Source organism: Oceanibacterium hippocampi, assembly GCF_900172325.1.
GTDB lineage: Bacteria > Pseudomonadota > Alphaproteobacteria > Sneathiellales > Sneathiellaceae > Oceanibacterium > Oceanibacterium hippocampi.
The window spans coordinates 345,750-370,176 of record NZ_FWFR01000002.1; the positions used below are offsets into that span (position 1 = coordinate 345,750).

The window sequence follows — 24,427 nt, forward strand, 5'->3', positions numbered from 1 at the left end:
GGATATTGCCGCGTTTGTGCACGTCGGCTTGACGAGGGGCGTTCCCCCGCAACCGGAGGGCCATGCCGGGCGCGGTCAGCATCGTTGCGTCCACCCTCGGAAGGCCTGGGACAGGTCGTCGCAGCGATAGAGACGTCCGCCGTGCCTGTGGCCATGGCGCTCGAGGATCACGCCCGCCCAGACGAAGCCGCTCTCCAGGGTGATCGATATCGCCTCGCAGGCCCGTCGGCGGGCCATGTCCCGCAACCCGAAAATGAGACATTCCAGGACCGCCGGAGCTTCGAGCGACCCGGCCACGACCAGGTCCGGAACCATCATGATCCGCCCCCGGCGAAGATCCGGGGACACCGAGTATACCGCCAGGCCACGCAGGTAGCCGTGTCTCTCGACGGCAACGATCCCCTCGCGCTCGGGCGCGTCGGGGAGCGTACGGCAGTCATCCGGCGCGGCCAGCGGCAGGGCAAGGCCGCGCCATTCCTCAAGCGTCAGATCGGATCGTCCCTCCCTGACCAGCGGATAGGCGAGATCGACGCGCGAAACCGTGAGCGGCACCAGGCTCAGATCGTGATGGTTCTCGCGCGTCATATTTGCCATGACAGGGACCTTCGCCGGAAAGGGAACCGCCAGTCCTTGATTCCGATCAAACCGCCGGAAGTTCGCGTGCCGCTTGTATTGGGAACGGATTCTTGGGAAACTCGGACCGCCGCGCGGCCTCACCCGCGGCAGGAAGTGTCAGGGTGGATGCAATGAGCCGGGGTTCCCCATGTGCGGCGGCGCGGCGAAGCGGGGCTGTTGCCTGCCTGCAATGCGAAGTCCGCGAAATCTCGCTCTGCGGCGAGCTGCCCGAGAATGATCTTTCGGAGTTGCAGTCCCTTGTGCGCCACAAGGAAATGCAACCCGGCACCCCCATATTCGAGGAAGGCGACGAGGCGCGTTACGTCTACAACGTCTCCTCCGGTACGATCCGCCTCTACAAGCTGCTGCCGAACGGCCGGCGGCAGATCACCGGTTTTCTCTATCCCGGCGATTTCCTCGGGCTTGCGGCACGCGACATCTATTCCTACGGTGCCGAGGCGGTGACCGAGCTTCGGCTCTGCCAGTTCGGCGTGCGCGAACTCGAAGGCCTGTTCGAACGCTTCCCGGCCATGCGGGCCCGCCTGTTCGCGATCGCGAAGGACGAACTGGCCGCCGCCCAGGACCAGATGCTGCTGCTCGGACGCAAGACGCCGATCGAGAAGGTATCGTCGTTCCTGCTGCGCCGCCTGAAAGACGCCCGCCGGTTCGACCCGGAGAGCGACCGGATCTTCCTGCCGATGAGCCGCAATGACATCGCCGACTATCTTGGCCTCACCATCGAGACGGTCAGCCGTACCTTCACCCGGCTCAAGAATGACGGCGTCATCAACCTGCCCGACAGCCACAACGTCCGCATTCCGGACGACGAGAAGCTGTCCGAGCTGGCCGAGGAAAGCTAGGCGGGTCACCGGCGCCCGAAGCCCGTTCGAATGCGCCAGCCGCCTCCTACTCTTCCTGCTGCTGGCCATTACCTTCGCGGCGCCCGATGCCCGGGCCGATGAACAGGCCGGGTTCGCGATGCATGGTCCGCCGGCCCATGGCGCCGGATTCCCCCATTACGACCATGTCCGTGCCGATGCGCCGATCGGCGGTACACTGACCATCCCGGCCTACGGCAGTTTCGACAGCTTCAATCCCAATATCGTGCTTGGCGTACCGGCGCAGGGTCTCGGCCTTGTTCGCGAGAGCCTCATGGCGCGCAGCCTCGACGAACCGTTCACGCTTTACGGCCTGCTCGCGAAGTCGATCGATGTCGCCCCGGACCGTACATGGGTGACCTTTCGCCTCGACGAGCGCGCCCGCTTCCACGATGGCAGCCCGGTAACGCCGGAGGATGTCCTGTTCTCCTGGCGTCTCCTGAAGGACAAGGGGCGTCCGAACCTCCGGCTCTACTACCGCGCGGTGGTCGGGGCCGACGCCCTCGACGGTCGGCGTGTCCGCTTCCGCTTCGCCGACGGCGAGAACCGGGAACTGCCGCTGATCCTCGGCCTGATGCCGATCCTGGCCGCCCATGCCACGGACGCCGACAGCTTCGACCGGCCAGGGCTGGCGCCGCTGCTCGGCAGCGGCCCCTACCGCATCAAAAGCTGGGAGCCGGGCCGCGAGGTCCGCTATCGCCGGGTCGCCGACTACTGGGGCGCGGGACTGGCGATCAACCGCGGGCGCTACAATTTCGACAGCATCCGCTTCCGCTATTACCGCGACCAGTCGGTCGCGTTCGAGGATTTCAAGGCCGGCGGCCACGACTTCACGCTCGAAGGCAACCCGGAACGCTGGGCCCGCGGTTACGACTTTCCGGCCGCGAAGGACGGCCGCGTGCGGCGGCTGAGTTTCACGCACCATCGCTCAGCCGGCATGTTCGGGCTCGCCTTCAACAACCGACGGGCCCCGTTCGATGCCACCCCCGTTCGCCGGGCGATTGCGCTCGCCTTCGACTTCGACTGGATCAACCGCGCCTATTTCGACGGGGCGATGACCCGGACCACGAGCTTCTTCGAGAACTCGAAACTCGCCGCGAGCGGTCCCGCGAGCGAGGCCGAACGCGCCCTGCTCGCCCGCCATGTCTCGCCGGTCCCCGAGCGGCTGCTGGCCGCACCCGGGCCTGAGGCGGCAAACGGAATTTCAAGCCGCCGGGATCGTCTCCTCCGGGCCGGACGCCTGCTGGACGAGGCCGGCTGGCGGATCGTCGACGGCGCCCGCCAGGACGGCGACGGCCAACCGCTTGCCTTCGAAGTGCTGCTGAACGACCCCGCGCTCAAGCGCGTCATGCTGGCGCTCGCGGCCAATCTCCGCCGTCTCGGCGTCACCATGCGAATCCGCAGCGTCGACAGCGCGAGTTATCAGCAGCGCCTGTCTGAGTTCGATTTCGACGCCATCGTCTATTTCTGGGGACAGTCGCTCTCGCCCGGCACCGAACAGTATCACTACTGGTCACAGGCCGCCGCGCGGACTCCCGGCAGCCGGAACTACCCCGGCATCGAGAGTCCGCTGGTCGACGCACTGATCGGCGAGATCGTCGCAGCCCGCGACCGGGCCGGGCTGGTCGCGGCCACCCGGGCGCTCGATCGTGTCCTGCTGGCCGGCGCCTATGTCCTGCCGCTTTATCACGACCGCATCGACCGCCTGGCCTACTGGCGATCGGTCGGCGTGCCGGACAGGCAGCCACCCTACGGCCTGGACATGCCGAGCTGGTGGTCCCGCGACGCCGAGGCGAGAAGCCCGGCCGGGCGCGAGAATCGCGCGCCCGACTGAACCGGCTCGGGCGCCTCGGCAACCGCTTCGGCTAGCACCACGTAACGCTCCGGACCGCCGGGCCGGATCGCGTGGAATGGCCAGCAGGTCGCGAGCGCCAGCCAGCGCCCGGGCATGTCCGGATCGAGACCGGAACGGCCGGCGTCGACGACACGGGTATCCCGGACGAGATAGCGCGTAAGCCTGCCGCCGCCGTCCGTCACCTCCACCGCATCGCCGGCCCGAAGGGCACGCAGAAAGGCGAAATGGCTGTCGCGATGCCCGGCGAAGATCGAGAGGCCCGGCGCACCCGGCTGGGCCGACCCCGCGACATGGCCGGGACCGAAGGCCATCGCCTCGCCGCTCGCCGAATCGAGCGCCACCGCCGTCCGCCCCAGCCGCGGCACGGTGAGCTTCGCCAGCGGGCGGATATCCGCCCAGGGCCAGGGTCTCACAGCTGCACCTGCCGTCACCGTCCCGGCAAAGGCGCGGTCCAGCAGGACCTGCGCCAGCCGCGCCTTTGCGGTCATCCAGACGCCGCTCGCGACCTGCCAGCCGGCGAACAGCGCGATCCCGGTCAGAATCGCGCCGGACATCGCCCGCCCGGCCCTCATGCCGGCCTCCCCGTCGCCGGCAGGCGCCTGCGGAGCAGGAAGAAGATGGCGAACAGGATGAACCCGGCGAGACCGCTCAGGATCCGCCATTCGGCATCGGTCGCCCCTTGCGGCAGGGCGATCTCGGCCGCCATGGCGGTAACCTGCGGGGCCGCGGCCGAACCGGCCGGTCCGGCCTTCTTGAGCAGGGCCCGGTCGGCGGGCGAGAAGCCCGGCACCTGCGACGGCGGGGAGGCCGGCATTGCCCGCTCGGCGCCGAACACCTTGTCCCATTCCCAGCCGTCCGGCAGTTGCGCGGGGATCTTGCGGCTGTCGAGCCCGGCATCATCGGGCCTGCTCGGCGTGACATCGACGGCGACAAGGCTCGTATAGCGGCTGAGCAACCGGTGCGTCAGAGCAACGTCGAGGATTTCCTGCCGCACACGCTCGGGGTCGTTGCCGTCGAGCAGGCTGTTTTCGATTCCGGCGATCCTCGCCCGCGCCCAGAGTGGCCGCATGCCGGCACCGGGAGATGCCGTGGCGAGGTCGATCCGCCGTACCCAGGCCTCGCCGGCGGCTGTCCCGCGCAGGGTGAGAATACCCTTCGCCTCGGGCAGGCGGATACTCACGGACACCGGCTCCCCGTAGTAGAGATCGGGCACCGTGGCCGGATAGCTCTCGACCGCTCCCGCGCCGTCGCCGAAGTCGAGCCGCAGATCGGTCAGCGCCGGGCGCTCGAGCTTCCCGAAAAGGGCCGACATCCGTTCCATCACCTGGTCGGGCGAACCGATGAAGGTATAGCTGCCGCGGCCGGTTTCGGCGGCGCGACGCATGAAATAGCTGTTCGGCGCCGAGCCGATTCCGACGGTGAAGAGACGGCTCTGCACGAGACCGCCCTGAATGCGGCGAAGCAGCTCTGCCTCGTTGCCGACGGCGCCGTCGGTGAGCAGCACGATCTGGCGGAGATAGCCCTTGCCCGGATCGTCGTCGCGGAGCGCCAGGCGAAGCGCGTCCTCCATCTCGGTGCCGCCGTCCGCCTCGATCCTGTCGATGAAGCGTAGTGCCGCCTGACGGCTGGCGGCGGTCACGCCGCGCGCTGCCGGGAAGAGCTGGAAGGCGTCGTTGGAGAAGACGATCAGGTTGAACCGGTCATCGCTCCCGAGCCGGTCGATCGCGAGCTTCAGCGCCGCCTTGGCTTGGCGGATGGAATCGCCGGCCATCGATCCGGAGACGTCGAGAATGAAAACGAGTTCGCGCGGCGGAAGGCTTTCGGCGACCTGGTCCGGCGGCATGACGGTCAGCAGGAAATAATCCGCCGCCTCGCCCTTCTCGACGAACAGCGCCGCCTCGGGCGCGGCCCCGGCACCGGCGCTCCAGACCAGCTCGAAATCCCGGTTCGCCGCTGCCGTTTCGGTCAGCGCGATCTCGGCCGCGTTGTCCGAGGGACGTGCGATCGCCACTTTGTGGAAGGGGCTCTCGAGACGCCCGATCGGGAACCCGGCATCGAGCGAGACGGTGATATGGACCGGGTTCGCCGGCCCCTCCTCCGGCCGCGCGTATGGCGGCGTGATACGGTCCCGGTCGGGAACCGGATCGATCAAGCCGCCGCCATCGCTCGACGCGACCGGACGCGGTTCGGGGTTGTAGCGCGGTGCCACGACCATTGGGAAGCGGAGCGAATAGAGCCCGCCGTCGCGCCTGGCTTTTTCCTGATACTCGATCTCGACACGGACCGCCTCGCCCGGGCCGATATTGGCGACCGAGACGGTGAAGATGTTCGGCCGTTCCTGTTCGAGCAGGCTCGCCTTGCGGCCGGACGCCTTCGCATCGTCGTAGACCTGCCGGGCGGCGGCGCGCTCCATGACCTTGCCCTCGACAAAGCGATCGCCGACCTGGAAGCGCATGCGGTCGACGGCCGCCCCGTCGGGCAACGGAAAGACGTAGAGCCCCTCGACCCAGCGGTCGCCCGGATTGGCGAACTGCTGCACCACCGTGGCGCGGACGACATCGCCGCGAACCACCATGCGGGCATCGGTCGCGACCGTCGGCGCCGGCAGGTAGCGGCCCTCGACATTGGTCTGCAGAAGCAAGGTGCCGCTGCCAACCTCGCCCGGCGCGACCAGTCCCGGAATCTGCTCTCCGCCACCGGGCGCGGGCGCCGCCACTGCCGCCGTGGACATCGTGAAGACGGCCACGAAGGCCGCCGATAACTGCCTGAGCATTCTGAATCTCCCCGTTGAACCCCGATCGCCCATCAGGGAAACAGGATATTCGGGAGATCCTTGGGCCGGATCGGGGCCGAACGGGACCATTTCACGGCGGGAATGGGGCGGACCGTCAGGCCCGGCGGCGACGCACCGCAAGCTTCTCGATCTCGACGACCAGGAAGATCAGCACCGCGACGGCGGCGATCGCCGCCCAGTCGATGAGCCCCAGCGGCGTGACACCGAAGAGCGTCTGCATCACCGGAAGATAGGTGAATCCGACCTGCATCAGCAGTACCGCGCCGGTCGCGATCAGCACCGCCCGGCCACCGAACAGGCCCTTCATCGTCCAGCCCGGGGCTTCGAGCTGCCGGGTGTTGAACAGATACACCGATTCGGCCGCGACGAGCATGTTGACGGCAACCGTCCGGGCCTTGTCGATGCCCGCCCCGGCATCGAGCTGCCACAGGAAAAGCCCGAAACTTGCGGCCACCATCAACACGGTGACCAGAACCAGGCGCCAGGCGAGAAAGCGGCCGATCAGCGCCTCGCCGACACCGCGCGGCGGCCGCCGCATGGCCCCCTCCTCTCCGGCCTCGAAGGCAAGCGCGAGCGCCAGCGTGACGGTCGTGATCATGTTGACCCAGAGGATCTGCACCGGCGTGATCGGCAGCAACTGGCCCGAAAGCACCGCGAGCACGATCACCATCGCCTCGCCGGCGCTCGTCGGCAGGATGAACATGATCGATTTCTTCAGATTGTCGTAAACCGTGCGGCCCTCGGCGACGGCCGCGGCGATGGTCGCGAAATTGTCGTCAAGGAGGACGATCTCCGCCGCTTCCTTGGCGACCTCGGAGCCCTTCACCCCCATGGCGACGCCGATATCGGCGCGCCGCAGGGCCGGCGCATCGTTGACCCCGTCGCCGGTCATGGCGACGATCTCGCCCTGCGCCTGCAGCGCGGTGACGAGGCGAAGCTTGTGTTCCGGCGTCGTGCGGGCGAAGACCTGGATATCCTTCGCCGCCGCGGCCAGTTCGTCGTCGCCGAGCGCGTCCAGTTCACGTCCGGTCATGACCCGCTCCGGCGCATCAAGGCCGACATCGGTGGCGATCGCCCGCGCCGTCGCGGCATGGTCGCCGGTGATCATCTTGACGGTGATCCCGGCCTCCCGGCAGCGGACAATGGCGTCGATCGCCTCGGCCCGCGGCGGATCGCTGATCCCGAACAGCGCGACCATCGTCAGATCGCCTTCGAGGGGTGCCTGCCATTTGGCCCTGGCGTCACCCTCGACAACGGTTTCGGCCAGCGCCAGTACGCGCAGCCCGGCCTCGGCGAGCGCCGAGATCCTGTCCGCCCAATGGTCCTTGCGGAGCGCCGCCCTTGTTCCGTCGGCCGCCATCTCGTGCGCACACATCTCGAGCACCCGTTCGGGCGCGCCCTTGACGTAGAGCCTGAGCCCGTCGCCGTCGCCCCGATGCAGGGTCGCCATGAACTTCGCGGTCGAATCGAAGGGGACAAGGTCGAGCGTCGGATCCCGGCCCGTTGCCGCATCCGACAGCGGATCGGCCCCGGCACCGAGCAGGACCAGGGCCCGATCGACCGGGTTGCCCATAACCGAGAGGCGACCCTCGTCGTTGCGCATCTCGGCATCGTTGCAATGCAGCGCGCCGTCGAGTGCGGCGGAAAGATCCGGATGCGCGTCGGGAGGCGCATCCGCGCCCCGCGAATCGACGATGCCGCCCCCGCCATCCTCGTCGCTCACCCGGAAATCGCCGTTCGCGGTCACAACCCGCTGCACGACCAGTTCGTTGCGGGTCAGGGTACCGGTCTTGTCGGTGCAGATCACCGTGACCGCGCCCAGCGTCTCGACCGCCGGAAGACGCCTGACAATGGCGCGGCGGCTGGCCATGCGGGTCACGCCGATGGCGAACGAGATCGTCAGGATCGCCGGCAGACCCTCGGGGATCGCCGCGACCGCAAGGCCGACGCCGGCCAGGAACATCTCCGAGACGGCGGCGCCGTGATAGAGGATGCCGAACAGGCAGGTTGCCGCGGCGAAGGCCAGGATGACGAAGGTCAGCTGGCGGGCGAAGCGTTCGAAATGGAGCAGCAAGGGGGTCTGGACCCGCTCCACATTGCCGATCAGCGTGCCGATCCGGCCAAGCTCGGTCGCCGGTCCCGTCGCGACGGCGACGCCGTGGCCCAGGCCATGCACGATGGTAGTCCCGGCATAGGCCATGTTGCTCCGGTCGCCGAGCACGGTATCGGCAGCGAGCGTCCCGACGAGCTTGTCGACTGGCTGGGATTCGCCGGTGAGCATTGCCTCCTGCGCCTGCAGCGCGTTCGCGCCCAGCAGGTGCAGGTCGGCGGGCACCCGGTCGCCGGCCTTGAGCAGCACGACGTCGCCCGGCACGATTTCCGCCGCGTCGATGGACAGGACCCGGCCGGATCGGCGGACCTGGGCGTGCGGACTGAGGATATCGCGGATCGCGGCGAGTGCACGCTCGGCGCGACCTTCCTGGACGAAGCCGATCACCGCGTTGATGACCACGACGCCGGCGATGACGGCGGCATCGATCCAATGCCCGATAACGGCGGTGATTGCCGCCGCTGCCAGCAGGACATGGATGAGGATATTCGCGAACTGGTCGAGGAAACGACGCACCGGTCCGCGCACGGCGCCGGCGGGAAGCCTGTTCGCGCCGTCGCGCTCGAGGCGACGCGCCGCCTCGGCCTCGCTCAGGCCGGCTTCGGTGCTTTCAAGGGCGCCGAGCACGCCGGCGCTGTCGCGCGCGTGCCAGGGCAGGCCGGAAGCCCGGCCGTCATCGACCAATTCGGTCCGGTCTCTCGCGGTCTTCATGGCGCCTTTCTAGCGCCCGACGGGAGCCGGGTAATTGCGCGAACGCAAGTCCGGCGGAATTCCTTCCGCCGGACGCGCGCCGCGATACCCGTGTCAGGATTCGTCGCTGGTGACGATCCGGGTCTTCAACTGGTCGATCTCGGCCGCCCCGTCGACGCCCTCGAAGGTGATGCTGACGTCGGTACCGGTCACGGTGAGCACCGCCTCCCCGGTAAAGGCATCCAGTGTGATCTGGTAGCCGTCGCCCTCGACGCGATTCTCCGGCGCGATCCCCAGATTCTCGAACAGCTGGTGCAGATCGACGGTGTCGGCCGAAACGTCGAAATCGGTGATCCGGTCCTGGCCGTCGTTGGCCGAGGTATAGGCAAACACGTCCGCGCCGTCGCCGCCGGTCAGGATATCGTCACCCATCCCGCCCCGGATCACGTCGTCGCCGGCGGTTCCGACCAGCATGTCGTGGCCATCGGTGCCGAGGATGACGTTGCTCTGCTCCGCCGCCGACGCGGCGACTTCCACCGTCAGCGTAGAGGTCGACCCGTTGCCGAGGCTGTCGGTCACCGTGTAGGTGAAATTCTCGGTGACCGGACCGGAATCGATCGGCGCGGTGTAGGTATAGGTGCCGTTCGGATCGATCTCGAGCGTGCCGCCGGCCGGTGTCACGATGCTTGCCGGGCTGCCGTCGAGTTCGACCTCGGTCAGTCCGGCGCCGTTGTCATAGACGATCTTGCTGATCACCAGGGCACCCGCGTCGGCTCCGTCGACCGCCCCGATCGGGTCACTCGAATAGGGATGCTCGGTGCCATCGGTGATCAGGTTGCCGGTCACGTCATTGAACGCGTCGACCAGTGTCGAAACCGTCGAGGCGAGCACGATATTGTCGACCGCGAGGCGCGAGTTGCGCAGCGTGTCGATGGCGTCGAGCACGCCCACATGCAGGGTGAAAATTCCCGAGGTGGCGATATTGATCGTCGTCGTCCCGGTCGCCGTACCAGGCACGTTATCCTGGGCGACCACGCCCGAGGCGACCACATCGCCCGCCTCGTTGGTCACGATGTAGAAGGCCGCATCGCCCGGGAAGCCATTGTCGGTCGAGGTGTCGCCGTCGAAGGCCCAGTCGAAACTGACCTCGTCCCCGGCCGAGGCCGAGAATTCTCGGGACAGTGCCGATCCCTGGGTCAGCGTGCTGTCGCCGCCGTCATTGCTCGCGAGGGCACCGGCGAGTTCCGCCTCGATCGTTCCGGCGGGCAGGCCGAGCGCCGCTTCCAGGCTGGCGGTGGTGAGCGCGCCGCCCGCCTCGTCGGTGCCGAGCACCGCGGCGGTCGAGCCGTCGACATCGAGACCGCCGTCCTGATGACCGTGCAGAACCCAGCCGCTTGCCGGGTCGGCGCCGGCCGGATCGCTGAAATCCTCGACCAGCGTCTCGACCGGGGTGATCACTTCCGTCCGCGTGCTCTGGACGACCTGGGCGAAATTGTCGAATGCCTCGATCCCGTCGGCTACGTCGTTGATCGTGATCGTGCCGTTGACCGTGTCATTGTCGCCGTCAGTCGCGGAGAAGCCGAAGGTGATCGAGAGCGGCCCCGCGTCGTCGCCGGGCGTCCGGTCGATCGGCAGGAACTGCTCGAAATCGTAGCTTCCGTCCGCGTTGAGCACGAGCGTGTAGACGGGGGTCCCGTCGCCAAGCGTGCCGTCGATGCGCGAGCTGCCGTCCGGCAGCGTCGTGACATTAGACGTCACCGCCTCTCCTGCCGAGGTCAGCCCGTCCGGCGCGTCGGTCAGCGCCAGCACGCCGCCGATCTCGTCGGTGCCGAAATCGAACCCGACCGTGCCCCCGGCCTCGCCCTCGTTGTTCGGCTGGGTAACCGTCTGGAAGACGAAGTTGTTGAACTGCGCGTCGTTGAAATCGCCGTCATCGTCGGGAACGGCGATGTCTTCCCAGTTCGAGTTGCCCGGCATGCTGGTGTCGCGGACATGGGTGGCGCCATTGTCCGGATTGAGCACCGGCGAGGAGAAGAAGGCCGGCGCGTCCTGCCCGACCAGCGGAGTGCCGTTGACGAAGGCGGTCCAGACGCCGTCGACCTGCTGGAAGACGACATCGGACCCGGTCTTCAGAACCGTGTTGTTGTTCAGGTTCGCGCCGTTCGGGATCAGGAAGAACCCGACGAAGGAGGCGCCCGCGGTCTGGGCCGGCGACAGGTTGACCGCGAAGTCGTCGAAGCTCCGGAGCTTGAGATCGCGCCAGATCACCTCGCCCGACATCGGGTTGCCGTCCGCATCGGCAAGGAAGTACCCGAAGCTGTTCCTGTAGGAGGCTTCGGTGCCGAGGAACTGGCTGGTGACGCGGACATTGGTCGAATTGTCGATGGCATAGAGCCCGTCGACCCGATCCAGTTCCACCTGGATCGTCTCGCCCGGATTCTCGGTCGGATCGAAGACCGCCTCGCTCGACACGACGCTCGGTCCATCATCCGCCAGATTGACCGTGATCGTGCCTGTCGCCGTGTCGTCGTCGCCATCGGTGACGACATAATCGAAGGCCATTGACAGGACATCGTCCGGATCGGCGCCGTCGGCGTGATCGATCTGGCGATATTGCGCGAACTGGTAGGCGCCGTCGGCGCCAAGCGTCAGAGTGAACACCAGATCGCCGCCGGCCGTCGAACCGCTGACCTGGCCGTCGGTGACGCTCAGAACGACCGCCTCACCCGCCGAGGTGATCGTCGGGCCGGAGGTCAGCGCGACGCTCGATCCGATGCTGTCGGTACCGACATCGATCGCGACCGTGCCGGAAGCGCCGGAAAGCGCGGGCTCGCCACCCGGACCGTCCGGAATGGCCACCGCCGGGCCGGTCTCGTCCGTCGCGACCGTGTCGTCACCGGCCGACGGGCCGTCGTCGGAGACATTCACCGTGATCGTGCCGGACGCCTCGTCGCCGTCTCCGTCGGTGACGAGATAGCCAAAGGCAAGCGACGTCACGTCATCGGGGTCCGCATCGTCGGCGTGATCGATCTGGCGATACTGCGCGAACTGATAGGCGCCGTCGGCGCCAAGCGTCAGCGTGAAGACGAGATCGCCGCCGGCCGTCGAACCGCTGACCTGGCCGTCGGTGACGCTCAGAACGACCGCCTCACCCGCCGAGGTGATCGTCGGGCCGGAGGTCAGCGCGACGCTCGATCCGATACTGTCGGTGCCGACATCGATCGCGACCGTGCCGGAAGCGCCCGCCAAGGCAGGCTCGCCGCCCGGGCCGTCCGGAATGGCCACCGCCGGGCCGGTCTCATCCGTCGCGACCGTGTCGTCGCCGGCCGACGGGCCGTCGTCGGAGACATTCACCGTGATCGTGCCGGACGCCTCGTCGCCGTCTCCGTCGGTCACCGTGTAACCGAAGGGAAGCGATGTCACGTCGTCGGGGTCCGCATCGTCGGCGTGATCGATCTGGCGATACTGGGTGAACTGGTAGGCGCCGTCAGCGCCAAGCGTCAGCGTGAAGACGAGATCGCCGCCGGCCGTCGTGCCGGTCACCTGGCCATCCGTTACCACGACCGTCACCGCCTCACCCGCCGAGGTGATCGTCGGGCCGGAGGTCAGCGCGACGCTCGATCCGGTGCTGTCGGTGCCGACGTCGATCGCGACCGTGCCGGAAGCGCCGGAAAGCGCAGGCTCGCCGCCCGGGCCGTCCGGAATGGCCACCGCCGGGCCGGTCTCGTCCGTCGCGACCGTGTCGTCGCCGGCCGACGGGCCGTCGTCGGAGACATTCACCGTGATCGTGCCGGACGCCTCGTCGCCATCCCCGTCGGTGACAAGATAGCCAAAGGCAAGCGACGTCACGTCATCGGGGTCCGCGTCGTCGGCGTGATCGATCTGGCGATACTGCGCGAACTGGTAGGCGCCGTCGGCGCCAAGCGTCAGCGTTAAGACGAGATCGCCGCCGGCCGTCGTGCCGGTCACCTGGCCATCCGTCACCACGACCGTCACCGCTTCGCCCGCCGAGGTGATCGTCGGGCCGGAGGTCAGCGCGACGCTCGATCCGATGCTGTCGGTGCCGACGTCGATCGCGACCGTGCCGGACGCGCCCGCCAAGGCAGGCTCGCCGCCCGGGCCGTCCAGAATGGCCACCGCCGGGCCGGTCTCGTCCGTCGCGACCGTGTCATCGCCGGCCGACGGGCCGTCGTCGGAGACATTCACCGTGATCGTGCCGGACGCCTTGTCGCCGTCTCCGTCGGTCACCGTGTAACCGAAGGGAAGCGATGTCACGTCGTCGGGGTCCGCATCGTCGGCGTGATCGATCTGGCGATACTGGGTGAACTGGTAGGCGCCGTCAGCGCCAAGCGTCAGCGTGAAGACGAGATCGCCGCCGGCCGTCGTGCCGGTCACCTGGCCATCCGTTACCACGACCGTCACCGCCTCACCCGCCGAGGTGATCGTCGGGCCGGAGGTCAGCGCAACACCGCCGCCCGCCGAATCCGGTCCAAAATCGAAACTGACCGTCCCCGCCGCATGGGAGATCGGCACTTCGCCATCCGGTCCGAGCGGCGCATCGATCGCCACCGGACCACTCTCGTCCGCAGCGACGACACTGTCGCCGGCGCCAGGATCGCCGTCGGAGCCCCCGGTCCCTCCGCCGCCACCGCCGCCGCCGCCACCGCCGCCGCCACCGCCAGTGCCATCACCGGTACCAGTACCGTCATCCTCGCCGTCGCTTTCCTCGACGGTGTCGATCCCCGGGAAGGTCAGTTCGGTCGGGTCGAGCAGGTCGACGATGCCCAGACCGTCGCCGATCGAGCCCGGATCGAACGGATTGAACGCGGCGCCGCCACCGGCCGACTGGCTTTGCGGGCCACCGGCTGCCGGGGCGACCGCGTCGGCATCGAAATTCTCGATCAGCGCGGTTTCGAGCAACTCGGCCGATACCACCGCGCCATCGGCGAAGGTCAGTGCCGGCGGCAGACCGGTATCGGCGATGACGAAGAAGTCCTGGAAGACAATGACCCCGCCGGCGCCATCGCTGACCACCAGGTTCCCGCCCTGCTGCGCGAATTCTGCCGAATCGCGGCTGACACCCTGCACGGAATAGGTTTCGCCGGGATCGACCGTGACGGTCCGCGGCGGCTCTCCGGCCGCCGGCATCGCAACGGCAACAGCGGCGGCCTGTTGCAGCGCGCCGGTTTCGCCGTCGAGAACGATTTCGGGCGCAACGCGGTCCGCTGCATGCGTATCCGCCGACATTTCCTTGCCGCCCTTGTCGTTCTGCACCGAGTCGACCATCGAAACTCTCCTGATTCGTTACCTTGTCGCCAAGGCTACGCAGCGGGGAACAGGCCCGCATCCCCCAAATGAATGATCGATGCAGTCTCGCGGCCGGACGTTTCCATAATCTTTACGGATCGCGAATAGCATGGTCGCCGGCAGCAGCCTGCCGTCTGTCGCCAACGACCTGGAACAGGGGAGGAAGCCTTGCGCGGCAAGGAGACACCAGAACTGGACGCGGATACCTTCAGCCGGCGTATGGAAGCCATGGCGGCCAAGGCCCGGCGCAACAGGTCCGAACCTGAAGAGAGCGCCGGATTCGACGCCGTGGAGGACGTGGCCCAAAGCACGTTGCCGAAGACCCAGGCTCAGGACGGCCACCTGGACGAGTTCGACGACAACTGGACCCGTCCGATCGGCATGTTCGAGATCAACGGTTTCGGGAAAGTCGATCCGCAGATCGTCCGCCGGGTGCTGTCGCGGCTGATGGAACTGATCGAGCCGGACAAGGCGATCGCGCTCAGCCACGAGGAACTTTCCGAACAGATTGTCGACCTGACGACGGAAATCCTCGAAGAGCTGAAGATCCGCCTGAACTTCGAGGAACAGCGCCAGCTCATCCGGATGCTGGTCGACGAGATGGTCGGACTGGGCCCGCTGGAACCGCTGCTCGCCGACGAGACGGTCACCGACATCATGGTCAACGGGCCGGAACGGGTCTTCGTCGAGCGGGAAGGCAAGTGCGTCGCCGCCAACGTGCGTTTCCGTGACGAGGCGCAGCTGATGACCGTCGCCCAGCGCATCGTCAGCCGCATCGGCCGGCGGATCGACGAAAGCACGCCGCTGGTCGACGCCCGCCTCGCCGATGGCAGCCGCGTCAATATCATCGCGCCGCCGCTGGCCATCGACGGAACGTCAATCTCGATCCGGAAATTCTCGCGCAACCGGATCACCATCGACCAGATGACGGAACAGGAAAACCTGTCGCCGGAAATGGCCGTGATCCTCAAGGTCGCGGCGCGGACCCGGCTCAATATCGTGATTTCCGGCGGTACCGGCTCGGGCAAGACGACGATGCTAAACGCCCTCTCCTGCCTGATCGACCCGAGCGAACGGATCGTCACGATCGAGGACACGGCGGAACTTCAACTCGACCAGCCCAACCTGGTGCGTCTCGAAACCCGGCCGTCGAACATCGAGGGTAGCGGCGAGTTCAGCCAGCGCGACCTGTTCAAGAACGCGCTCCGCATGCGGCCCGACCGGATCGTTCTCGGCGAAGTCCGCGGCGCGGAAGCGATCGACATGCTGCAGGCCATGAATACCGGCCATGACGGATCGCTCTGCACCCTCCATGCGAACGGCGCGCGTGAGGCCCTCACCCGTCTGGAGAACATGGTCGCGATGTCCGGCATGCGCCTGCCCGGGAACGCGGTGCGCGGCCAGATCTCCTCGGCCATCAACCTGATCATCCAGGTTGCCCGGCTTCGCGACGGCAAGCGCCGGGTCACCCAGATTTCCGAGGTGATCGGGATGGAAGGCGACGTGGTCACGCTGCAGAACCTGTTCGAATACGTGGCCTCGGGCGAAGACCGAAACGGGCGGCTGATCGGCGAGTTCCGGTTCTCCGGGCTGCGTCCGCGCTTCTACGAGCGGGCCAAGTACTTCGGCCTTCAGCGGCGCCTCGACGAGGTGCTCGAAGGCGCCGAGGCGAATTGACCCGGCGATGGCGCAGCAAGACCTTTACGCATTGTTAAGCGTTCGACCGCTACCATCGATTCTCGGGGGTTCGCATACGGTTAGGTCCGTTTACACGGGAAAGAGAGAGCCATGAGTTCACCGTCCAACCCGAACTTCGCCAAGGATGTCCGCAAGTACACGCGTATCCCGGTCAACCTGACGGCCCAGCTCGTGTTTTCCGATCGAACGGTTGCCTGCAAGGTGATCAATTTCTCGCTCACCGGCGCCAAGGTCGAATTGCCCGAACCGGTCGGCCCGGAATTCACGGGCGAGGTCACGCTTAGAATCGAAGAGCAGACCGATTATGTCGGCAACGTCATCTGGCGTCTGAACAACCGGATGGGCATCGCTTTCCTCGAGGTCGCCCGCGATATCACGGCGATCACGGCAGCGGCGCTCAAGCCCCGTCTCCATCTCATCTGAAAGCCGGTGCTGGCCGCCCTGCCCCTTCCCGCGGGGCGGCCATCCCCGGTATTTTCCCGAAATGTCATGAAACCGGGCGGCTTTCGCGCTAGGATCAGCGCGAATGGCAGGCTCGCGCGCGCGTGAGTCGGAGCGCGCATGCATCATTCCGGCGGCCGTACCCGGCCGTCGTGCGCCGGACGCTCCTGCCCTTCCAGAAAAAAAGCGAGCGGAGAGCCAGAATGCAAAAACAATCATCCCTTCCGCATTTTCCCCTGATGGTGCCCGGCGCCAGCAGCGCGGCACCCGACAAGACCGTGACAGCGGCGTTCGACGAGCAGCCCATCGCGACCCTCGCGGCCGCCGACGGCGCCACCGTCGAGACCGCGCTGGCGACTGCCTATCGGCTGTTCCGCGACCGCGATGCCTGGATCCCGATACCGAAGCGCATCGAAATCCTCGAGAAGGCGGCGGGCCTCCTGCATGACCGCGCCGAGGAGCTGGCCCGCGAGACGGCGCGCGAAGGCGGCAAGCCGCTGGTTGATTCACAGGTCGAGGTGGCGCGCGCCATCGACAGCCTGAAGCTCTGCGTCGAAACGCTCAGGACCGAGACCGGCCATGTCGTGCCGATGGGCATCACCGGATCGTCGCAAAACCGCATGGCGATGACCCGGCGCGAGCCGATCGGCGTCGTCGCCGCGGTCTCGGCCTTCAACCATCCGCTCAACCTGATCGCCCACCAGGTGGCGCCGGCCGTCGCGTCCGGCTGCCCTGTCGTGGTCAAGCCGGCCGAGGTCACGCCGCTTGCCTGCCTGCGGTTCGCGGCCATCCTGCACGAGGCCGGCCTGCCGAAGGAATGGTGCCAGGTCACGGTCACCGAGAGCCGCAAGGAGGCGGAAGCGCTGGTCACCGATCCGCGCGTCGCCCTGTTCTCCTTCATCGGCAGCGCCCGCGTCGGCTGGGGACTTCGTTCCAAGCTCGCGCCCGGCGCCCGGGCAATCCTCGAGCATGGCGGCGCGGCGCCGGTCATCGTTGCCGCCGACGCCGATATCGACGAGGCCCTGCCGACCCTGCTCAAGGGCGGCTTCTACCACGCCGGCCAGGTCTGCGTGTCGGTGCAGCGGGTCTACGCGCATGCCTCGATCGCCCGCGATCTCGCGGAGCGCCTCGCCGCCGGCGCCGCGAAGCTGGTCGTCGGCGATCCGACGCTCGCGGAAACCGCGGTCGGCCCGCTGATCAAGCCGGCCGAGGCCGAACGGGTCGATCAATGGGTCCGGGAAGCGGTCGAAGGTGGCGGCGAATTGCTGACCGGCGGCACGCGGATCGGAAACACCTGCTACGCCCCGACGGTGCTGTACAATCCGCCGGCCGACGCCCGGGTCTCGAAGCAGGAAATCTTCGGCCCGGTGGTCTGCGTGTATCCCTACGAGGACATCGATGCGGCAATCGCGGAAGCGAACGCGCTTCCCTACGCCTTCCAGGCGGCGGTCTTCTCGCGCGATATCGATACTGCGTTGCATGCCTATGCCCGCCTCGACGCGAGCGCGGTGATGGTCAACGACCATACCGCCTTCCGCGTCGACTGGATGCCTTTCGCCGGACTCCGCGGCTCCGGCCTCGGGGTCGGCGGCATCCCGCACACCATGGCGGAAATGCAGATCGAGAAAATGATCGTGTTTCGCTCGAAGGAACTCTAGCGGCGCGGGCGATCCCCGTTTCCTGCCCGTGAATGGCAAGAGAGGCGGCACCCGGGTCCGACTGAGGGGCTTGTCGGAACCGGGTGCCGCTCCTTCTTCCGGCTAGTGCTTGTCTTCCCCATTTGCGGAGGTGGAAGGGCTGCCGTTCGGCCGGAACGAAGGCGGCAGCAGGGGATCGTCGTCGTTGACCGGATCGAAGCCCGCGAGCAGCAGCGTCACGTCGCTTTGATCCTGACTCCAGAAATGATGGGCCGAGAGAACCGGCAGTCGCTCGACGCTCGCCTCGCTGACGCGAAGCGCGCGGAGCAGCCGGCGCAGGAACTGGCCGAGCGCGATACGGTCGCCGGCGCCGCGCGGCGGACGAGGCCCGGCATAGAGATGGGCGATCCGGTGATCGGCGGTGCGCCAGGTCAGGCCGGCAGCGCCGTCGATGCATGCCACCACGCTGTCGAGGGTGGCGTCGTCGGCGCCGGGCAGATCGACGAAGAAAAGGCTGAGACGGACCCGTGTGCGGCTGAGCGTCGCGACCATCTGGTGCAGCTCGCGGCAGGCAGTCGACGCGACGGGGCGGGCGGCAGGCATGAAGGCGGAGACATCCTGTCCCAGTCCCTGATCTGCTATGCGGTGCGCCAGTGCCATGACCTTACTCTCCCTGAAACCCCCGACCGACCAGTTGAGGTTAGCCGTGCCACCGTGACAGGGGCGGAAGAAAGTTGTGACAAAGGATGGACGCGGGAGGCGCGCGGTCCGGCGCTCAGCTTGCCAGCGGCAGGGTCACGCTCATGCGGAGGCCGTGCTTGGCCTCCTGGAGTTCGGCGCGGACCTTGCCGCCGACCGCCTCGACCTTGCGGCGAACGATCCAGAGCCCGATGCCGATATGCTTGTTGGCCCCCTCGCCCGCATTGCTGTCGGGCACCTCGGGATCCTGCTTCGGACGTTTCGTGTAATAGCGGTCGAAGATTTTCTCCAGCTCGCCGGCGCTGACGCCGGGCCCGTCGTCCTCGACCGCGAGGGCCACGGAATCGCCGTTCTTGCGGAGCGCGACCTTGAGGCTGCCGCCGGCCGGCGAGAAGGAGATCGCGTTTTCCAGAAGATTCTCGATGACCGTCTCCAGCAGTTCCTCGCTGGCCTGCACGACGACTCCCTCGTCAACCTCCGGCTGCAGCATGACCCGGCGCGATTCGAGCAGGCTGGCATAACCGCTCAGCATGCGGTTGAGCAGGGTCGAGAGATCGACATTCTCGCGCGGCGGATCAATCAGGTCGGCGGTCGCCTCGTCCATGCGCCAGGCATAGGCGACGATACCGTCGAGACGGTCGAGCTGCCGGTCGATCTCGTTGACCGCCCAGCGTCCGCGCACCTGCTCCTGGGGAACCGCCTTGCGGGCCTGTTCGACGGCCTGGCGGATGACCGCGATCGGGCCCTTGTAGGCATGGGCGTTCTCCTCGGCCGCCTGGCGGATCGCATCGGCCGAACCGCGCAGGGTCTCGACCAGCCGGTCGATGTCGCGCGCCACGCCGACCAGTTCCGGCGTTTCGGCATGTTCCGAGAAGGTCCGCTTGGTCTTGCTCCCCGATGTCCTTAGGTCGCGCGCGAGCTGGCCGAAGCGGCTGAAGGTTCGCCACAGGCTGAGGAACATGGCGAAGGTGATCAATGCCATCGCCATGTAGATGATCATCGCGAAGCTGACTTCCGGCGTCTGCCAGTAGGGCCGCCCGAGCGACGATTGCAGGTAGTCGGCGGCCCGGTGGGTGGTCACCACCGCCCAGCATCCCTGGTTCGAGTTGATCGAGTTGATCGAGGTCAGCAACTCCTCGTTGCCCGACGCGGTGCGATAGCGGAGCGAAAGCGGGATATTGTCGGCGCAGGTCGAGGCTAGGCTGTCCAGCAGCCCCTGGTTGATCAGGCGGCCGAACTCCTCCTCGAGCAGGGTATCGGGCACCGGCGGTTCGGCGGCCACGTAATAGAAGGCGGCGGCGCGCGGCGAATCGATCGGCCGGAACAGCACCTTGATCGAGGCACCCTCGGGCACCAGCGGCTTCAGCGCCTCGGCCAGGCCGATGAACGGCTTGGCGTCCTCACGGGTCAGCGTCGGCGTCAGCGCGCGGGTGACGAGACGGCCCTGTTCATGGGCGCTTCTGAGCAACAGCGCCTGCTTTTCCCCGTCGGCGACCCGGAACTGCTGATACAGCAGGATCGGAACCGACAGGAAAATTGCCAGCAGCACGATGACCCGCAGCCACAATGAACCGCGGATCGTTGAAAGGCGTCGAGACGCCAAAGCAGCAACCCCCTAGTTGCCTTCGACCCAGCGATAGCCGAACCCGGGATAATTCTCGATCTTGTTGAACTGCGGATCGATGTCGCGGAATTTCTGACGGATTCTCTTGATGAACGAACGCACGTTGGCGCGGTAGCCCTCGGCCCCGTAGCCGACCGCGAAATTCGCCCCATGCACGAGGTCGTAGATCTGCCGGTAGGTCAGATCCTCGCCGTTTCGGGTCGCCATCAACTTGACGATATCGAATTCGGTGAGCGTGAGTTCGACCCGCTCCCCCTTCCAGAAGGCGCGGCCGATATCGGGGCGAAGCTCGAGTTCGCCGCGAATCACCACATCGCCGGAATTCTCGTTGACGTCGGCCGAGGCGGCGCCCTTGATCCCCTCGAGGATGAGACGCATGCGCCGGGTGATGATGGTGAGGCTGCGGGACTTGTCGACGAAATCGACCGCGCCGCCGGCGAGTGCGGCTTCCTCGTACATCTCGTCGCTCATCACGGTCAGGAACACGACCGGCAGGTCGTTCCCGGCGCCACGCATCTCGCGCAACACCTCGAGGCCGTTCTTTTCCGGCATCTTCCAGTCGAGCAGGACGATATCCGCGTCGCCGCCTTCGCCCAGATAGTCGAGGAATTCCTGGCCGTTGCGGAACTCGGTGACGTGGTAGCCTTCGTCGCTCAGGTTGAAGCCGAGGATCTCGCGAAACGCCTCGTCGTCGTCGACGATAACGACACGCCCGCTGGCCAAACTATCCTTTCCCTGCACCGGTTCGGTGCGCAAAGCGGTCAAGGCAGCGCTTTTTTGTTTCATCATCATCGTCCCCGGTCTCGATCTCCCACGCCAAGGCACGGTAATCGCCGCTGTCGATGTCCATATAGAAAAACAGGTTCAGGACGCAATCGTCGGCCGAATATTGCCACAGACGCGAGCCTTCGAGAGTCTCTTTCGATTCCGGTTCGCCGAACAGCAGCACGACGTCCTCCTCGCCCATGCCGCGAAGCCATTCCGGCCGCATGGTGATGCCCGGCAACGGCGCCCGCGATGCGACAATCGGCGCGGCCTCTTCCGGGGTCGGACGATCCGCGGCCTCGGTTGCCTGCACCGGTGCGGCGTTCGCGCCGCCGGCGCCCTTCATGGCCGGGTCGTCGTCCAGGCTGTCCTGGCGCGCGCTCTCGGCCGTCGACCCGTCATCCGGGACCTCCGCCGTGGCAACCGGGGCCACCGGCGCCGGTTCCTGCAGCGACACGTCAATACCTTCGCATCCCGCCAGCAACAAGACGGCAAACAGGGCAACTCCGGCAACATGTCGCGATACGACCCGCCGGTCGAGGCAATAGAGCATCAACATTCGTCCGAAAAACTGCATGTCCACATACCGAGCCCCTCATTCGGCCCGAACATCACGCCCGCGACCCCCCGCCGACGCGTCGCCAACCGATCACAGCATTGTGGCGCGATCACGGCAAAACACGGCTTCGTGGAACCTTTGTGCCGGCCCGCCCGCTGGTCGGTTCCGGGTCCGGTCCCACAGGCCGATTCCGCCTGATACCGCATGGCGAATTTAGGCCGGATACACTTAAGGGGAGGTTAAGCGCGCGGCTTCGGACATGGCGAAAGAGGGGAACGGCGTCAAGGGTGGAAGACGCCCGCCCGGGGTCGGCCGGAGGTCCTTTTCCGGAGATGGAAGCCCCTTCCCGCCCGGCCGCAGCACGATCCGGACATGGCCTGTCGTTCCGCGAACAGCGAAGGCGTGCATTGCACGGCATCAACGAGGATCGGAGTTCGCCCGGTCGCGGCGCGCCGGGGATCTCCTCCCTGTCGCCCCGTGGCCGCCGCACAGCTGGGAGACGATCATGTTCGCGCATATCCTGTGTGCCATCGACGGGTCGGAACACGCACGCAAGGCCGCGACCGTGGCGACCGATCTCGCGGTCCGGCACGGCAGTCGCCTGACCTTCATCACGATCACCCGCGAACTGGCGCTGACCGGCGAACTGAAGCGCTACGTGGAGATCGAGAATCAGTCCCGGACGCCGCAATACATTCTCGACGAGCGCACCGAGAAGACGCTCGAGGACGCCGCCCGGGGCGCGCGCGAGGCCGGCGTCGCCAAGATCCGAACCGCGGTCATGACCGGCAAGCCGGCCCGCGATATCGTCGCCTATGCCGACCACCACGATGTCGACCTGACAGTGCTCGGCGCTCGCGGCCTGGGCGAACTCGAGGCCCTGCTGCTCGGCAGCGTCGCGCACAAGGTGGCCAGCCTCGCGAAGAATTCCGTCCTCGTCGTACGTTGACGATGGACAGCCGTCATCGCCGCCGCTAAAGGCGGCTGGCGCCTCCGGTATGTCGGCGCGGCAACCGCCGACCGGGCCCTGAACGGCCCTTCCAGGGTGTAGCGAGATGATTGCAGCGATCGGCAATTTCGGGGCGCTCTTCCTGTCGATCGGCATCCTGTTCGCCGGGAACGGATTGCAGAACACGCTGGTCGCGGTTCGCGCCAACCTGGAATCATTTTCCACGACCATGATCGGTCTGCTGGTCGCCGGCTACGCGGTCGGCTTCGTGCTCGGCTGCATGGCGACGCCCTGGATGGTCAAGCGGGCGGGTCATATCCGGGCCTTCTCGGTGCTGACGGCAATGGCCTCGACGGCCTCGATCATCCACGTCCTGGCAATCGATTCGGTGGTCTGGTGGATGCTGCGCTCGCTCACCGGCTTCTGTTTCGCCGGTCTCTACATGGTCATCGAAAGCTGGCTGAACGAGCAGTCGACGAACGAGAACCGGGGCCGGGTCCTGTCGATCTACGCCACCATCAACCATGTCTCGGTGGTGATCGGCCAGTTCATCCTGCCGCTTGCCGATCCGCTCGCCTTCACCCTGTTCGGCATCGTCTCGGTGCTGATTTCGCTCGCCCTGGTGCCGGTCGCGCTGACCGCCAAGCTGCAGCCGGCGGCGCCGCAATCCGTCCGTCTCCGCCTCGGCATGCTGATCCGGGTGTCACCGCTCGGCTTCTTCGGCTGTTTCATGTCCGGCATGGCAACGGGCGCCTATTGGGGCCTCGCCCCGGTCTATGCCCAGGCACGCGGCCTGACGGTCGACCAGGTCGCCATGATGATCAGCATCGCGATCATCGGCGCCGCCATCGCGCAATGGCCGATCGGCAAGCTGTCGGACGTTCTCGACCGCCGCGTTGTTCTGGTCACGGTCACCGGTCTCTGCACCCTTTCGGCCGGCGGCGTGGTCTATTTCGGCGGCAGTCACCTCGGCATGCTGCTGCTCACCATCTTCATCTACGGCGCGTTGTCCTTCCCGATCTACGCGCTGGCGGTTGCCCATGCCAACGACCACATGGACCGCGGCGACTTCGTCACCGGCTCAAGCGGGCTGCTGCTGACCTACGGGATCGGGGCGGTCGCCGGCCCGATCATCGCCTCGACGATGATGGACCACATCCATTTCCAGATGCTGTTCGGCTTCACCGGTACCTGCTATCTGATTCTCATGCTGTTCGGCATTCGCCGGATGTCGCAACGGCAATCGCCGCCGATGGTCGACCAGGCGCCCTTCGTCGTCGCGGTCCCGCAGGCGACCCTGACCACGGAGCTGGACCCGCGAAGCGACGAGAGCCCGGACGACATGCCGCCGGACGGGGACGCGACGGCCGCCGATGTCACGGAGACCGCCGCCCCCTGACGGAACGCAGCCGGCTCAGAGCGTGCCGCGCATCACCTCGCAGCTGTCGAATGAGTCCTGCCTGAGCGAGGCCACCCGCTCGGCCGGCAGGGCGAAGCGCTTCGCGATCTCCTGATCGGTCAGAACCTTGGTCATCGCCGCACGCCACAGGATCTCGTTCACTTCGCCGCAGGCGGCTTCGGCGGTCAAAGGGGCAACGACTGGAACGGTTTCGTCAGCGTCGAGCGCCGGTCGGACCGGCTGTGCGATGGCCTGGCTCGCCATGGCATCTCTCCTCCATCGGATAGGGTCCCTCCGCCGCATCGGCAGGCCGGACCGGGTTCGACCGACATCAACGATCGGCTACAACCGAAAGTTAGGCTCCCCGCCGAGTCATTGCAATCTTTTCTTGATAATTTCTCAACATT

Annotated in this window: 17 protein-coding genes; 7 read left to right on the forward strand and 10 right to left on the reverse strand. The window is 66.9% G+C overall.

From position 1 onward, the window contains the following. Positions 1-75 precede the first annotated feature (75 nt). Positions 76-594 carry a hypothetical protein gene (locus OCH7691_RS12660; RefSeq protein WP_139839681.1) on the reverse strand — a complete coding sequence of 173 codons (519 nt, stop codon included), beginning with the start codon at positions 592-594 and terminating at the stop codon, positions 76-78. Between the two features lie 152 nt (positions 595-746). On the opposite strand from OCH7691_RS12660, the gene OCH7691_RS12665 reads away from it, so the two are divergent. Both OCH7691_RS12665 and OCH7691_RS12670 read left to right on the forward strand, forming a co-directional pair. Next, the gene (locus tag OCH7691_RS12665; protein ID WP_085883902.1) at positions 747-1,475 is read left to right on the forward strand and encodes a cyclic nucleotide-binding domain-containing protein; all 729 of its coding nucleotides are present in this window, start codon (positions 747-749) and stop codon (positions 1,473-1,475) included. A gap of 118 nt (positions 1,476-1,593) precedes the next feature. Beyond that, the gene (locus tag OCH7691_RS12670; protein WP_176245039.1) at positions 1,594-3,327 is read left to right on the forward strand and encodes an extracellular solute-binding protein; all 1,734 of its coding nucleotides are present in this window, start codon (positions 1,594-1,596) and stop codon (positions 3,325-3,327) included. On the opposite strand, the gene OCH7691_RS12675 is transcribed toward OCH7691_RS12670, so the two are convergent. The 4 genes from OCH7691_RS12675 to OCH7691_RS12690 form a co-directional block, all read right to left on the reverse strand. Next, positions 3,243-3,920: a class GN sortase gene (locus OCH7691_RS12675; protein ID WP_085883904.1), complete on the reverse strand. Its 678-nt coding sequence runs from the start codon at positions 3,918-3,920 to the stop codon at positions 3,243-3,245. The two genes, OCH7691_RS12670 and OCH7691_RS12675, sit on opposite strands and share 85 nt — an antisense overlap. After that, positions 3,917-6,121, reverse strand: a complete 2,205-nt coding sequence (locus OCH7691_RS12680; RefSeq protein WP_176245040.1) for a marine proteobacterial sortase target protein — start codon at positions 6,119-6,121, stop codon at positions 3,917-3,919. The genes OCH7691_RS12675 and OCH7691_RS12680 overlap by 4 nt, the downstream gene beginning before the upstream one ends. Before the next feature lie 115 nt (positions 6,122-6,236). Further along, on the reverse strand, positions 6,237-8,963 hold the full coding sequence (locus OCH7691_RS12685; RefSeq protein ID WP_085883906.1) for a cation-translocating P-type ATPase: 2,727 nt from the start codon (positions 8,961-8,963) through the stop codon (positions 6,237-6,239). 93 nt (positions 8,964-9,056) lie between these two features. Next, positions 9,057-14,228 carry a beta strand repeat-containing protein gene (locus tag OCH7691_RS12690; RefSeq protein WP_085883907.1) on the reverse strand — a complete coding sequence of 1,724 codons (5,172 nt, stop codon included), beginning with the start codon at positions 14,226-14,228 and terminating at the stop codon, positions 9,057-9,059. Positions 14,229-14,417: 189 nt separating this feature from the next. Here OCH7691_RS12690 and OCH7691_RS12695 point away from each other — a divergent pair, with 189 nt between their 5' ends. From OCH7691_RS12695 to OCH7691_RS12705, 3 genes are all read left to right on the forward strand, one after another. Beyond that, positions 14,418-15,926: a TadA family conjugal transfer-associated ATPase gene (locus tag OCH7691_RS12695; RefSeq protein ID WP_217807959.1), complete on the forward strand. Its 1,509-nt coding sequence runs from the start codon at positions 14,418-14,420 to the stop codon at positions 15,924-15,926. Between the two features lie 111 nt (positions 15,927-16,037). Continuing rightward, positions 16,038-16,370, forward strand: coding sequence for a PilZ domain-containing protein (locus OCH7691_RS12700; RefSeq protein WP_085883908.1), 333 nt, complete (start codon positions 16,038-16,040; stop codon positions 16,368-16,370). 221 nt (positions 16,371-16,591) lie between these two features. Beyond that, positions 16,592-18,046, forward strand: a complete 1,455-nt coding sequence (locus tag OCH7691_RS12705) for an aldehyde dehydrogenase family protein (RefSeq protein ID WP_217807960.1) — start codon at positions 16,592-16,594, stop codon at positions 18,044-18,046. A 102-nt stretch (positions 18,047-18,148) separates the two neighbouring features. On the opposite strand, the gene OCH7691_RS12710 is transcribed toward OCH7691_RS12705, so the two are convergent. From OCH7691_RS12710 to OCH7691_RS12725, 4 genes are all read right to left on the reverse strand, one after another. Beyond that, positions 18,149-18,685 carry a hypothetical protein gene (locus OCH7691_RS12710; RefSeq protein ID WP_139839682.1) on the reverse strand — a complete coding sequence of 179 codons (537 nt, stop codon included), beginning with the start codon at positions 18,683-18,685 and terminating at the stop codon, positions 18,149-18,151. 115 nt (positions 18,686-18,800) lie between these two features. Then, entirely contained in the window at positions 18,801-20,273 is a 1,473-nt protein-coding gene (locus tag OCH7691_RS12715) for a sensor histidine kinase (protein WP_139839683.1), read from the reverse strand. A gap of 66 nt (positions 20,274-20,339) precedes the next feature. Then, entirely contained in the window at positions 20,340-21,071 is a 732-nt protein-coding gene (locus OCH7691_RS12720) for a response regulator transcription factor (RefSeq protein WP_217807961.1), read from the reverse strand. Position 21,072: 1 nt separating this feature from the next. Beyond that, positions 21,073-21,690, reverse strand: coding sequence for a hypothetical protein (locus tag OCH7691_RS12725; protein WP_085883913.1), 618 nt, complete (start codon positions 21,688-21,690; stop codon positions 21,073-21,075). A 487-nt stretch (positions 21,691-22,177) separates the two neighbouring features. Between OCH7691_RS12725 and OCH7691_RS23290 the strand changes: the two genes are divergently transcribed. Both OCH7691_RS23290 and OCH7691_RS12735 read left to right on the forward strand, forming a co-directional pair. Next, a complete protein-coding gene (locus tag OCH7691_RS23290; RefSeq protein ID WP_085883914.1) occupies positions 22,178-22,621 on the forward strand; it encodes a universal stress protein in 444 nt (147 codons plus the stop codon). Positions 22,622-22,727: 106 nt separating this feature from the next. After that, positions 22,728-24,020, forward strand: a complete 1,293-nt coding sequence (locus OCH7691_RS12735) for an MFS transporter (protein WP_085883915.1) — start codon at positions 22,728-22,730, stop codon at positions 24,018-24,020. Positions 24,021-24,035: 15 nt separating this feature from the next. On the opposite strand, the gene OCH7691_RS12740 is transcribed toward OCH7691_RS12735, so the two are convergent. Continuing rightward, positions 24,036-24,284, reverse strand: a complete 249-nt coding sequence (locus OCH7691_RS12740; RefSeq protein ID WP_085883916.1) for a hypothetical protein — start codon at positions 24,282-24,284, stop codon at positions 24,036-24,038. Positions 24,285-24,427: the final 143 nt, after the last annotated feature.